Origin of the sequence: Acidovorax sp., from assembly GCF_046339755.1 — a bacterium.
In the GTDB taxonomy this organism is placed as follows: Bacteria; Pseudomonadota; Gammaproteobacteria; order Burkholderiales; family Burkholderiaceae_C; genus Acidovorax.
The window spans coordinates 1-12,495 of the sequence record NZ_JBKDTZ010000130.1 but is presented as its reverse complement, the minus strand read 5'-3'; the positions used below and the strand labels follow the sequence as shown (position 1 = coordinate 12,495).

At 67.9% G+C, this 12,495-nt stretch carries 11 protein-coding genes and 2 pseudogenes; 6 read left to right on the top strand and 7 right to left on the bottom strand.

Features of this window, described 5'->3' with window-relative positions:
* On the top strand, positions 1 to 288 hold a 288-nt coding region (locus ACK59X_RS10395), incomplete at its 5' end, for a hypothetical protein (protein WP_409957113.1).
* 479 nt (positions 289 to 767) lie between these two features.
* On the opposite strand, the gene ACK59X_RS10390 is transcribed toward ACK59X_RS10395, so the two are convergent.
* Both ACK59X_RS10390 and ACK59X_RS10385 read right to left on the bottom strand, forming a co-directional pair.
* Complete coding sequence (locus tag ACK59X_RS10390) at positions 768 to 1,550, bottom strand: enoyl-CoA hydratase (RefSeq protein WP_409957111.1); 783 nt, start codon at positions 1,548 to 1,550, stop codon at positions 768 to 770.
* Between the two features lie 23 nt (positions 1,551 to 1,573).
* On the bottom strand, positions 1,574 to 2,527 hold the full coding sequence (locus tag ACK59X_RS10385) for a histone deacetylase family protein (protein ID WP_409957116.1): 954 nt from the start codon (positions 2,525 to 2,527) through the stop codon (positions 1,574 to 1,576).
* 48 nt (positions 2,528 to 2,575) lie between these two features.
* On the opposite strand from ACK59X_RS10385, the gene ACK59X_RS10380 reads away from it, so the two are divergent.
* The 5 genes from ACK59X_RS10380 (at position 2,576) to ACK59X_RS10360 (ending at position 8,866) form a co-directional block, all read left to right on the top strand.
* A complete protein-coding gene (locus ACK59X_RS10380) occupies positions 2,576 to 3,496 on the top strand; it encodes an AAA family ATPase (protein WP_409957114.1) in 921 nt (306 codons plus the stop codon).
* Complete coding sequence (locus tag ACK59X_RS10375) at positions 3,496 to 4,554, top strand: DUF58 domain-containing protein (protein ID WP_409957109.1); 1,059 nt, start codon at positions 3,496 to 3,498, stop codon at positions 4,552 to 4,554. Before ACK59X_RS10380 ends, ACK59X_RS10375 begins: the two co-directional genes overlap by 1 nt.
* A 67-nt stretch (positions 4,555 to 4,621) precedes the next feature.
* Complete coding sequence (locus ACK59X_RS10370; protein WP_409957107.1) at positions 4,622 to 6,658, top strand: DUF3488 and DUF4129 domain-containing transglutaminase family protein; 2,037 nt, start codon at positions 4,622 to 4,624, stop codon at positions 6,656 to 6,658.
* 10 nt (positions 6,659 to 6,668) lie between these two features.
* Complete coding sequence (gene mltB / locus ACK59X_RS10365) at positions 6,669 to 7,757, top strand: lytic murein transglycosylase B (RefSeq protein ID WP_409957105.1); 1,089 nt, start codon at positions 6,669 to 6,671, stop codon at positions 7,755 to 7,757.
* A 56-nt stretch (positions 7,758 to 7,813) separates the two neighbouring features.
* Positions 7,814 to 8,866, top strand: a complete 1,053-nt coding sequence (locus tag ACK59X_RS10360) for a DUF2059 domain-containing protein (RefSeq protein WP_409957103.1) — start codon at positions 7,814 to 7,816, stop codon at positions 8,864 to 8,866.
* A gap of 21 nt (positions 8,867 to 8,887) precedes the next feature.
* On the opposite strand, the pseudogene ACK59X_RS10355 reads toward ACK59X_RS10360, so the two are convergent.
* The 5 genes and pseudogenes from ACK59X_RS10355 to ACK59X_RS10335 form a co-directional block, all read right to left on the bottom strand.
* Positions 8,888 to 9,835 (bottom strand): annotated as a pseudogene (locus ACK59X_RS10355) (LLM class flavin-dependent oxidoreductase); the annotation flags it as partial.
* A 228-nt stretch (positions 9,836 to 10,063) separates the two neighbouring features.
* Entirely contained in the window at positions 10,064 to 10,234 is a 171-nt protein-coding gene (locus ACK59X_RS10350; protein ID WP_409957101.1) for a hypothetical protein, read from the bottom strand.
* 3 nt (positions 10,235 to 10,237) lie between these two features.
* A complete protein-coding gene (locus ACK59X_RS10345) occupies positions 10,238 to 11,170 on the bottom strand; it encodes an ABC transporter substrate-binding protein (protein WP_409957099.1) in 933 nt (310 codons plus the stop codon).
* An 8-nt stretch (positions 11,171 to 11,178) separates the two neighbouring features.
* Positions 11,179 to 12,108 carry an ABC transporter substrate-binding protein gene (locus tag ACK59X_RS10340; RefSeq protein ID WP_409957097.1) on the bottom strand — a complete coding sequence of 310 codons (930 nt, stop codon included), beginning with the start codon at positions 12,106 to 12,108 and terminating at the stop codon, positions 11,179 to 11,181.
* A 105-nt stretch (positions 12,109 to 12,213) separates the two neighbouring features.
* Positions 12,214 to 12,393: pseudogene (locus ACK59X_RS10335) on the bottom strand (ABC transporter ATP-binding protein); the annotation flags it as partial.
* Positions 12,394 to 12,495 lie beyond the last annotated feature (102 nt).

Sequence of the window (12,495 nt, the reverse complement as noted above, 5' to 3'; positions counted from 1 at the left end):
ACGGCGGAGGCCGGGATGTGCGCCCGGCGGCGCAGTAACTTTCTCTTGCGTCGCCAAGAGAAAGTCACCAAAGAGAAGGCGACCCCCAGTCTGCGTCCCCCGTTCGCCCTGTCGGGCGAACGGGGGCAACCTGCGATGCTCGGATCTGGGGTGGGCGTCGATGAACTCGCTGCGTTCTTCGAACTCCGCTCAGACAGCATCGACGAGCTAGACCACGAAGTGCATGTGTCCTTCGGCACATACACCCACCCCAGCTCCTGCGCTTCTCGGCGCAGCCAGCAGGGGTAGGAAGCGGGTACCACACGGCTGCTGCCTTGGCAGCCGCGCCGGGTGTCGGTTACGCGCTGCGCGCTGCCGACGCAACTGACGCGATCGCTTTGGCGAGCCGAGCGCAGCGAAGGACCACCAGGCCGAGCGAAGCAATGGCCCGTATGGGGCCCCCAGTCCCTTCTGGACGTGCCGAGAAGCGCAGAAGCTGGGGTGGCGCGTGTGCCGCAGGACACACGCGCATCGTCATCTGGCTCGCCGAAGCTGTTTGACCGGAGCTGCCTCGCAGAGGCAGCGCAGGGAGATCTTCGGCGCACCCCAGCTTCGAGCATCGCGGGTTGCGCGAAGCGCAGCGAAGGGACGCGGACAGCAGGGTCGCCTTTATTTTGGGTACTTTTCTTTGGCGAAGCAAAGAACAAGTACCTCGGCCGCCGGGCCGGGACCCGGCCTCCGCCTTCAGCAAAGGAACTGAAGCAATAAGAACCCATGTCGGCCGACCATCATTTCCAGGCCGGAGCCCGCTTCTCAACAAACGCCCGAGCCCCTTCTTGAGCAGCCCCATCCATCATGTTCACTGCCATGGCCTGCCCCGCCAACTGGTATGCCGCTTCCATCCCCAGCTCCCGCTGCTGGTACACCAGCGCCTTGCCCATGGCCACAGCAACACGCGGCTTCTGCAAGATGGACGCCACGAACTTCTCCACCTCCGCATCCAACCCAGCAGCAGGCACCACCCGATTCACCAGCCCCTGCTCCAGAGCCGTAGAAGCATCAATGAAATCCCCAGTCAGCAGCATCTCCATCGCCCGCTTGGCCGGCACATTGCGCACCAGCGGCACACTGGGCGTAGCGCAGAACAAACCGTAGTTGATGCCGCTGGTCGCAAAGGTTGCACTGTCAGCCGCAACGGCCAGATCGCACTGCGCCACCAGCTGGCACCCAGCCGCAGTAGCCATGCCCTGCACCCGCGCGATCACCGGCAGGGGCAGCTTGTGGATGGAGAGCATCATTCGGCTGCACTGCGCAAACAGTTGCTGGTACCAAGCCAGATCGGGGTGGGCCGCCATGTCCTTGAGGTTGTGGCCGGCGCAGAAGGCCTTGCCCTCAGCCGCCAGCACCACCACGCGGGTGGTCTCGTCGCGGCCAGCAGCATCAAGCGCCTGCTGCAGCGCAGTCAGCATTTCCGAGCCCAGGGCATTGAAGCGCGCAGGGTCGTTCAGGGTCAGGGTCACCACGCCTCGCGCATCGCGTTCGACGCGCAAGGGGTTCAGTGCTTCCGTCATAAGCGTTTCACATTTCTTTCGAATCAAAGGTCGGCCAGCACACGCAGATGGGCTTCCACGCTGCGCGCCAGCGGCCCCATCACATAGCCACCCTCCAGGCAGGACACGATGCGCCCTTTGGAGTACCGGCGCGCGATGTCCTTCACGCGCTGGGTGATCCAGGCATAGTCGGGCTCGGTCAGACCCAACTGGCCCATGTCGTCCTCGCGGTGGCCGTCGAAGCCGGCGCTCACAAAGACCATCTCGGGCTTGAAGGCCTCGAGCCGCGGGATCCACATCATCTCGATGATCTCGCGGATGTCCATGCCGCGCGTGTAGGCCGGCACCGGCACGTTGACCATGTTGGGGGCCGGGTCCTGGTCGCCACTGTAGGGGTAGAACGGGTGCTGAAAAATGCTGACCATCAGCGCCCGCGGATCGTTGGCGAGGATGTCCTCGGTGCCGTTGCCGTGGTGGACGTCGAAATCGACCACTGCCACGCGCTGCAGGTTGTGGCGCTGCAACGCATACTTCGCGGCCACGGCCACGTTGTTGAAGAAGCAAAAACCCATGGCCTTGCTGCGGGTGGCGTGGTGGCCCGGCGGGCGCACGGCGCAGAAGGCGTTTTCCAGCTCGCCGGCCATCACCGCATCGGTGGCAGCCAGGGCTGCCCCGGCGGCGCGCAGCGAGGCCTTCCAGGTATGGGCGTTGATGGAAGTATCCGGGTCGAGCTGCGAATAGCTCGGGCCGCCAGCCAGGATTTCCTCGTTGAGCCGGTCGGACAGGCCGCGCATGGCGGCCACGTGCAGGCGGTCGTGGGCCAGCTCGATGTCGGCCAGCGACGCCTCGGGCGCCTCGCGGCGGTCCAGCGCATCGCCCACGCCGGTGATGAGCAGCCGGTCCTCGATGGCGTCGAGCCGCTCGGGGCACTCGGGGTGCCCGGGGCCCATTTCATGCTTCCAGCAGTCGCGGTGGGTGAAATAGCCCGTTTTGCTCACAGTCAATCCCCGTGTCTCGTACTTTTAGGATAACGTCGCGCCATGACCATGAATGCCCAGCACAAAATCAAATCGCTTCTGGACCAGCTTAACACGGTGATCGTGGGCAAACAGGCCCAGGTACAGGACTGCGTGGCCTGCCTGCTGGCCGGCGGCCACCTGCTGATCGAGGACGTTCCAGGCGTAGGCAAGACCACGCTGGCCCATGCCCTGTCACGCACCTTCGGGCTGCAGTTTTCGCGTGTGCAGTTCACGGCCGACCTGATGCACAGCGACCTGACCGGGGTGTCGGTGTACGAGCGCGGCAAGGAGTCCTTCGTGTTCCACCCCGGCCCGGTTTTCGCCCAGGTGCTGCTGGCCGACGAGATCAACCGTGCCAGCCCCAAGACGCAGAGCGCGCTGCTAGAGGCCATGGAAGAAAAGCAGGTGTCGGTGGAGGGCGAGACGCGCGCCCTGCCCCACCCCTTCTTCGTGATCGCCACGCAGAACCCGCACGACCAGCTGGGCACTTTTGCACTGCCCGAGTCGCAGCTGGACCGCTTTTTGATGCGCATCTCCATCGGCTACCCCGACCGCGCGGCCGAGCGCGTGCTGCTGGCCGGTGCCGACCGCCGCGACATGGTGGACTCCATGCTGCCCCAGCTGTCGGACGACGAGCTGGCCGAGCTGCAGCGCCAGGTGCTGGCGGTGCACACGGCCGACCCGCTGCTCAACTATGTGCAGGACCTGATCGCGGCCACGCGCTCGGGCCGCTGGTTCCTGCTGGGCCTGTCGCCGCGCGCCGGCATCGCCCTGGTACGGGCCGCCAAGGCGCAGGCCCTGATCAGCGGGCGCGACTATGTGGCGCCCGACGACGTGCAGGCCATCCTGCCCCAGACCATTGCGCACCGGCTGGTGCCCGTGGGCGATGCCGGCCGGGGCGCCGTCGAACAGGTGCGGGCCATGGTCGATTCAGTTCCTCTTCCCTGATGTCGACCACCGCCTCTCCAGGACAACACACGGATTCCGGTGCCGCCGCCGGCCGGCTGCGTGCCGCCCTGGCGGCGCTCAACCCGCTCACGCGCGTGCGCAAGCGCTTCGAGGCCTGGTGGATGGTGCGCCGGCCGCTGAGCGACACGCTCACGCTGACCCAGCGCAATGTCTACATCCTGCCCACGGGGGCGGGATGGATGCTGGCGCTCACGCTGCTGATCCTGCTGATCGCGTCCATCAACTACCAGCTCAACCTCGGCTACCTGCTGACCTTTCTGCTGGCGGGCAGCGCCGTGATCGGCATGCACATCTGCCACGCCACGCTGCGCGGCATCACCTTGCACCTCAAGGAGCCCGAGCCTCACTTCATGGGAAGCAGCGCGACCGTGGAGATCCAGGTCTCCAGCGAAAGCAAGAAGCCGCGCTATGGCATCGGCCTGGCCGTGCACGGCAGCGGCGGCGAGGCGCACCACTGGGCCTGGACCGACGTACCCGCGCAGGGGCGTTCCACCGTGCATGTGGCGTTTGCTCCCCCGCGCCGGGGGCTGCACCGCGTGCCCGTGCTGACGGCGGAGACCCGGTTTCCGCTGGGCACCTTCCGCGTCTGGACCTACTGGCGGCCGGCTGCCCAGGTGCTGGTGTACCCGGAGCCCGAGCTGCCCGCACCGCCGCTGCCCCCGGGCGAGCCACGCGGCGCCGGCACCGGCAGTGCGCCCTCGCAGGGCATCGGCGAATTCGACGGGGTGCGCGCCTACCGGCGTGGCGACCCGCTCAAGCTCGTGGTCTGGAAGAAGGCCGCCAAGACCCTGGGCACGGGCACCGACGACCTGGTGAGCCGCGACTCGCAGCAGGCCCAGCGCCACGAGCTCTGGCTGGACCCGGCGCTGGCCGCGTTGCCGGACCCCGAGGCCCGCATCTCGCGCCTGACCGCCTGGGTGCTGCAGGCCGACCGCCTGGGCCTGGACTACGGCCTGCGCCTGCCCGGCGTGGAGATCGCGCCCGACACCGGCACCGCCCACCGGCGCCGCTGCCTGGAAGCGCTGGCCCTGTGCTGAACTTCTGCCGCAAACCCGCCCTCCAAACCCATTGCCCTCGCCCCTTCTCCCGGAAACCCGACGCTCCATGAGCCTGCGCCAGACCCTCGTCTCCCTGCCACGCGACACGCGGGACACCCTGTTCCTGCTGTTCGCCACGGCCTGGGTGATCGCCCCCCAGGTCGCCAACCTGCCTGCCTGGGCCAGTGCCGTGGCTTTCGGCATGCTGCTGTGGCGCGGCTGGCTGGCCTGGAAGGCCCGCCCCCTGCCCGGGCGCTGGGTGCTCGCGGTGCTGGTGGTCGTGGCCGTGGCGGGCACACTGCTCACGCACCGCACCATCCTGGGCCGTGACGCAGGCGTGACGCTCATGGTGATGCTGCTGACCCTCAAGACACTGGAGCTGCGCGCGCGCCGCGACGCGATGGTGGTGTTCTTCCTGGGCTTCTTCACGATGCTCAGCAATTTCTTCTTCTCGCAGTCGCTGCTCACCGCCGGGGCAATGCTGGTGGCACTGCTGGGCCTGCTCATGGCCTTGGTCAATGCCCACATGCCGGTGGGGCGCCCGCCGCTTTCGCAGACCTTTCGCATGGCAGGCACCATGGCCCTGCTGGGCGCGCCCATCATGGTGGCGCTGTTCATGCTGTTCCCGCGCATGTCGCCGCTGTGGGGCATGCCCAGCGACAACCTGACCGGGCGCAGCGGCCTCTCGGGCACGATGAAGATCGGGGACATGGCCGAGATTGCGCTCGATGAACGCGTGGCCATCCGCCTGCGTTTCGAGGGCGCCCCCACCGACATCCCCCAGCAGTCCACGCTGTACTTCCGCGGGCCGGTCATGGCCTCTTTCGATGGCCGGCAGTGGGTGGCCGAGCCGTTCCGCGAAGACAGCGAGTGGGCGGCCCGCGTGGCGGTACGCGCCAATCTGCAGACCAGCGGCCCGGCAGTGCGCTACGAGGTGACGCTGGAGCCCCAGCGCCAGCCCTGGCTGATGGTGCTGGAAGCCACGCCCGAGGCCCCCGTGTTGCCCAACATGCAGGCCTACATGACGCAGGACCTGCAATGGATGACCACGCGCCCCATCACCGATGTGCTGCGCTACCAGGCGGTGAGCTACCCCCAATTCCGCCATGGCCCAGATGAGTCCGTGCGCCAGCTGCGCGTGTACACCGAACTGCCGCCCGGCTTCAACCCGCGCACCCTGGCCCTGGCGGCAGAAATGCGGGCCGACCCGGCGCTGGCCGGCGCCGGCACCCAGGCCCTGGTCAACGCCGTGCTGCAGCGCCTGCGCACGGGCGGTTATGGCTATTCGCTCGAGCCAGGCGTCTTCGGCGAGCACACGGCCGATGAGTTCTGGTTCGACCGCAAGGAAGGCTTTTGCGAGCACATTGCCTCAGCCTTCGTGATACTCATGCGTGCAATGGACATTCCCGCACGCATAGTCACCGGCTACCAGGGCGGCGAACGCAACCCGGTGGACGGCTACTGGACGGTGCGCAATGCCGACGCCCACGCCTGGGCCGAGGTCTGGATGCAAGGGCGCGGCTGGGTGCGTGTGGACCCTACCGGTGCCGTGGCGCCCGGCCGCGTGGGCCAGTTCCAGCGCCTGCGCGCACCCGACGGCGCCATTGCGGCCGCCATGGGCACGCTGAGCCCGGGCATGGTGCAGAACCTGCGCGCCGTCTGGGAGGCGGTGAACAATGGCTGGAACCAGTGGGTACTGAACTACAGCCAGAGCCGCCAGTTCGATCTGCTCAAGGCCCTGGGCTTCGAGTCGCCGAGCTGGCAGGACCTTTCCACCGTGCTGGGCATCCTCATCGTGATTGCCGCCAGCGGCGGCGGGCTCTGGACGCTGTGGGAGCGCAGCCAGCACGACCCCTGGCTGCGCCTGCTGGCCCGCGTGCGCCAGCGCCTGGCCAAGGCTGGCCTGCCGCTGCCTGAAACGCTGCCCCCGCGCTCCATGGCCCAGCAGGTGACGGCCCACTTCGGCGACAGCGCCAGCGGCGTGGCGGCCTGGCTGCTGCGGCTGGAGCAGGTACGCTATGCCCCCGAGCCTGCCCAGGAGTTCGGCGCCCTGCGCCGCGAATTCAACACCCTGCCCTGGCCCCCGTCTGCACGGGGCCGATGACCCCAAATCCATGCGCCTTTTGAAATCCGTTGCCATCGCCTGGGTGGCGATGGCCTGTGCCCTGAGCACCCACGCCAACCCCTCCGCCAAGCCCGCCAAGTCGGCGAGCCCGAAGAAGACCGCCTCGAACACCACGGTCCAAGGCGGCGTGCCCTACGCCGGCCGCGCCGATGCCATGGCGTTTGCCGACGACCTGGCCGTCCGGCGCGGGCTGGACCGCGAATGGGTGCGCCAGGCCATCGGCCAGGCGCGCATGCTGTCCCAGGTGCCGCGCCTGATGCTGCCGCCCCCGGTGGGCACGCCCAAGAACTGGCGCGTGTACCGCAGCCGCTTCATCGACCCGGTGCGCATCCGCGCCGGTGTGCGCTTCTGGCAGGAGCACCGCGAGGCGCTGGAACGCGCCGAGGCCGAGTACGGCGTGCCGGTAGAGATCATCGTCGGCATCATCGGCGTGGAGACCATCTATGGCCAGCAGATGGGCAACTTCCGTGTGATGGATGCGCTGGCCACATTGGCCTTCGACTTCCCCGACGCCCACCCGCGCGCCAAGGAGCGCCGCGAATTCTTCCAGCGCGAGCTGGAGCAGTTCCTGAGCCTGACCAACCGCAGCAACATCGACCCCTTCGAGCCGCGCGGCAGCTACGCCGGCGCCATGGGCCTGGGCCAGTTCATGCCGTCGAGCTGGGTGCGCTATGCGGTGGACTTCGATGGCGATGGTCGCATCGACCTGTTCCGAAGCCCGGTGGATGCCATCGGTTCGGTGGCCAACTACTTCAAGGGCCACAACTGGACCACCGGCATGCCCACGCACTTTGGCGTGCAGTTCGACACCGCGCGGCTGCAGCTCGATACCTTGCTGGCCCCGGACCTCCTGCCCACCTTCAGCGCCGCCAGCATGCAGGCCAAGGGCGCGCTGCTCGACGCCGCAGGCGCGCAGCACACGGGCCCGCTGGCGCTGGTGGAGCTGCAGAACGGCGGCGACGCCCCGACCTATGTGGCGGGCACGGAGAACTTCTACGCCATCACGCGCTACAACTGGTCGAGCTACTACGCCATGGCCGTGATCGAGCTGGGGCGCGAGGTAGCGGCGGCGCGGTAGTCCCGGTACCGGGGCCGCAGGTACCATGCGGCCTTTGTTTCCCAGGAACTGCATCGATGCCGACCGTTGAACAGCCCCTTCGCACCCACCCAGCAGGCACCCGCCCCCTGGTCGCAGCCCTGCTCCTTGCGATCACGGCCCTTGCCCCGCTGGCAGAAGCCGTGGGCCAGACCCGCGCCACCGCGCGGCCTGCGGCGTCCAGCACCTCGCCTGCTGCCGTGAGCGATGCCACGCTGCAGTCCATCTTCGATGCCGAGCACAAGCCCGAGCGCATGCGCCAGATGATGCAGGCGGTGAACCAGGCGCAGCTCGACGCCATCGAGGGCATTCCCGATCCGGCGATGCGCGAGCGCAAGCGCAAGGCCTACACGGCCGCCCAGCCGGTGCTGGAAAAGCATTTCGAATGGCAGCGGCTGGCGCCCCTAGTCACCGAGGTGTACCGCTCCCAGTACACCCAGGCCGATGCCCAGGCCCTGCTGGCCTTCTACGGAACGGCGCCGGGGCAATTGCACCTGAACAAGCTGCAGCCCGCCATGATCGAGGCGGCCATTGACCTGGCCAAGTTCATGGACGAGCGCGTGGACGCGCTGATCGATGCCAGTGACGACCAGGGCCGCGCCAAGCCCTCCAAGACGCCCAAACCCGCCCCCTGGACTGCTGCGGATGCCCACGATGCCCTCGCCGCCGACCTGGCCCGGCAACTGATGCAAAGCGAGTTCAACGCGCGCATGCAGCGCCTGGACGCCGCCATGCGCGAGCAGATGGGCTGGGTCCAGTCCAAGGCGCCCAGCAAGCAGCAACAGCAGTGGTTTGCCCATGTGTCGCAGCGCATGCGCGCGGAGATCCGCTTCGACGCCGTGCTGCCCCTGATCGTGCAGCGCCTGCGCGCGCACCTGGCGCCCGAGGAGCTGCGCCTGCTGCTGGCCAGCGAACGCAGCCCCGCGCGCAAGGCCCAGCGCGCCAAGGTGGTTGCCGCCAACGACGCCCTCAGCGCCCGCCTGCAGGAGAAGATCCACACCGAGATCTTCCCCGAGCTGTTGTCGGCCATGGAAAAGGCCGAGAGCAGCGCGTCCGCGCCGGCACCGGCGGGGAGCGAACCCAAGCGCTGAGCGGACGCTGCCCCATCGCCATCATGCCGGCCAGGGCTCTGGAGCATGGTCCTGGGCATGCGCGGGCTGCCAACCCAGCGCGGGCGCGATGAGCCGGGCCGTGTCCTCCAGGATCTGGCGGTATTCCACGGGTGCGAAGTCGTAGGGCAGCTCCAGCCGCAGCTCCTGCACCAGCGGCACGATGAGGTCCTCGCGCAGCCACTGCAGGATCTGATCGCTGCTGCCCACCAGGTCGCGTGCGAACAGCGTACACCGCTCGCCCTGGGGGGCCAGGGTGCGCGCCTGCCGCGTGGCGGCCCAGGCCAGGTAGCGGGCGCGGGTGGAGGCATCGGCCCCGTCCAGCGGCACGATCACCCGCCCCAGCGCCACGCGCGGCACGCTGCCCGGCGGCTGGTGCGCGCGCCAGCGGGCATGGAACAGGTCGAGCTGGGTGCGCTGCGCCTCGAAGAAATGCTCGGTCTGCTCGCCCCGGTTGATGTTGCCGATGAGCAGGTGGTAGCCCTGCTCGCCCGCCCACTGCGCCGAGCGCAGCGAACCCCCGCCGTACCACAGGCGCTGCGCCAGGCCCGGTGCATGGGGCTGCAGGCGCGGCCGCTGGCGGCCTGCAGGGGATTCGACAAAGGTCTCCTCGTCCCCTATCAACTCGCCCTGCAGGTTGCGCCTCAGGCGCTCGACCCGCGCGTGCGAAAAATCGATGCCGCCCGCATCGCCGTCGAACAGCCGCTCGCCCAGCAGCGCGCCATAGGGCGGCGCCCCGGCGCTCAGGCGCACGTGCAGGCGCCCGCGCGAAAGCACGTCCACCGTGGCCAGGTCCTCGGCCAGGCGGAAAGGGTTCTCGTAGCCCATCTGCACCACGGCCGTTCCCAGGCCGATGCGCAGCGTGCGCTGGCTCGCAGCAGCCAGGAAGGTCGCGGCCGAGGACACCCCGCGCTCCAGGTGGCGCTGGCGCACCCAGGCGCTGTGGGAGCCTGTTCAATGCCTTTTTGAAGCCGCGTTGGAGTGCAATCGGGATGAGTGGATGCTTCGGATGCGCCGCATGGGCTCATGCCCATGCAAGCAGCCGGGGCGTCCAATCGCCCGATTTCACTCCAACCCGAAGGGCAAGTGCCTTTTGCCTTCGGCGAAACCTTCGGTTTTCGGGCGGTCTGCGGCGTTGCGGCGCTTGTTGATAGCTGAGCTATCAACTGCGCACCGCGCCTAGCATCCCATCCCGAAAAGGGACTTGCGCGGCTTCAAAAAGGCATTGAACAGGCTCACGCCCAGAGCCTCGCCATAGGCGAACAGCTGCAGCGTGTGCTCCAGCCCGTCGAAGGGATCGGTGTCGGGGAAATTGCCGGGTGACAGAAAGGCGAGATGGCGGATGGGCATGGCTCAGAACTTCGGCAGGCCGGGCGGGTTGGTTTCCGAGCGCGGCAGCGCTTCTTCTGCCAGGCGCCAGCGCGCGAGTGTCTGCGTGTACTTGCCGCTCCGGATGATGGCGTTGCCTGCCAGCGTCAGCGCATCGGCCAGGCCGCTACCCTTGCGCGTGGTGATGGCCACGTCAGACTTGAGCGGCCAGCCCGCATTCACCGTACCCACGAGCCTGATCTTGCCGTCCTTGGCCGCATGGTAGGCCTGGGGGGCGTTGGGGTTGAAGTTGGCATCGGCCCGGCCCGAGACCACGCCCAGCAGGCGCGCGGCATCGTCGTCGAAGTAGACCAGCTCCGCAGGCTTGAGGCCTGCCGCCACGTTCTTGCGGTTCCATTCGAGCAGGATGCGCTCCTGGTTGGTGGCCGAGGCGGTGATGACCTTGAGGCCAGCCACGTCCTTGGGCTCCTTGATGGAGGCGATCTTGCTGTCGACGCGCACATAGAAGCCGTGCAGGCCCAGGCGGTAGGTGGAGAAATCGAACTTCTCCTTGCGCTGCTCGGTCACGCCCACATTCGAAATCACGGCGTCGTACTTGCCCGACGACAGGCCCAGTGGCCAGTCGGCCCAGGCGATGGGCTGCAGCTCGAGCTTCAGGCCCAGCGCATCGGCGATGAGCTGGGCGTAGTCGGGGTCGAAGCCCACCACGGTCTTGGCGTCGCTGGCATAGGTGGAGATGGGCGGCGCAAAGGGCGCGATGGCCACGGTGAACGTGCCCTCCTTGACGAACTTGAAGTCCTTGGGAATGGCGGCAATCGCCGCGGCATTGCGCTCGGTGCGCAGCCGGCCCTTTTGCTCGGGCGTGAAGTCGAAGGTCTGTGCGAGGGCGGCACTGCCCCATGCAACCAGGGCCACGGCGGCCAGCCCGCGCAGAAGGGGTGAAGAGATGGTGCGCATGCGATGCCTCACTTCTTGGGCAGGCCGGGCGGGTTGGTGCGCGAGACCTGGATGGCCTCGGACTGCAGGTTCCAGCGTTCCAGCGACTTGGCGTAGTTGCCGTTCTGGATCTGCGTGTTCAGCGCCGCAGTGATCGCCTCGGCAATGCCCGAGCCCTTGCGCGAGGTCACGGCGATCTCGGCGTTCTGCGGCCAGCCGCCCGAGAAGGTGCCGACCAGCTTGGTGCGGCCGTCGCGCGCGTTGTGCGCGGCAATGCCGTTGGGCGCGAGGTAGGCGTCGGCCCGGCCCGAGAGGATGGCCAGGTACAGCACCACATCGTCGTCGTAGTACTGGATTTCCACGGGCTTGAGGCCCGCGGCCACGTTCTGCTGGTTCCAGCGCAGCAGGATCTGCTCTTGGTTGGTGCTCGCGCCGACGATGATCTTCAGGCCCGCCACATCCTTGGGCTCCTTGATCGCGGCGATCTTGCTGTCGGCCTTCACGTAGATGCCCAGCTGGTCGTTGCGGTAGGTCGAGAAGTCGAACTTCTCCTTGCGCTCCTCGGTCACCGTGACGTTGGAGATCACCACGTCGAACTTGCCCGACTGCAGGCCCAGCGGCCAGTCGGCCCAGGCCACCGACACCAGTTCGAGCTTGCGGCCCAGGCTGTCGGCCACGAGCTGGGCGATGTCGGGCGCATTGCCCACGGGGGTCTTGTTGTCGGTGGCATAGGCGCCGAACGGCAGGCGTCCCGTGGTCGTGCCCACGGTGAGCACACCCTCCTTGGCGAACTTGAAGTCCTTGGACACGAGCCGGAGCGCCTCGTCGACCTTGGCCGAGCGCGGGCGCCCGGGTTGTTCGGGGCTCAGGTCCACGGCCTGGGCCGTGGCCTGCAGCGGGGCCATGGCCGCGGCGGCCAGCGCCAGGGCAAGGAAGGTGGAGCGGCGGGTGAAGTTCATCGGATGGTTCCTGAAAAAGGACAAGAGAAAAAGAAGCAATGCGCGCAGGCTGGCGCCCGGCCAGGCGCCGCGCATGCAGGTCGTAGAAAAGGTAAAAGAGAGCGGCTAGAGCACCTTGGCCAGGAACTCCGCGGTGCGCGGGTGCGCGGGACGGTTGAACACCTGTTCGGGCGTGCCGGTCTCCAGCACCCGGCCCTGCTCCATGAAGACCACGGTGTCGGCCACTTCGCGGGCAAAGCCGATCTCGTGCGTGACGATGACCAGCGTGGTGCCCGAGCGCGCCAGCGGATCCAGCGGGGTGGTGTAGACGAATCGTTCGCTCATGGTGTTGTCGCGTCCATCAAGGCAACAGAAAGAAAAGGGGGTCAGACGGCCGGAGCCAGAAAG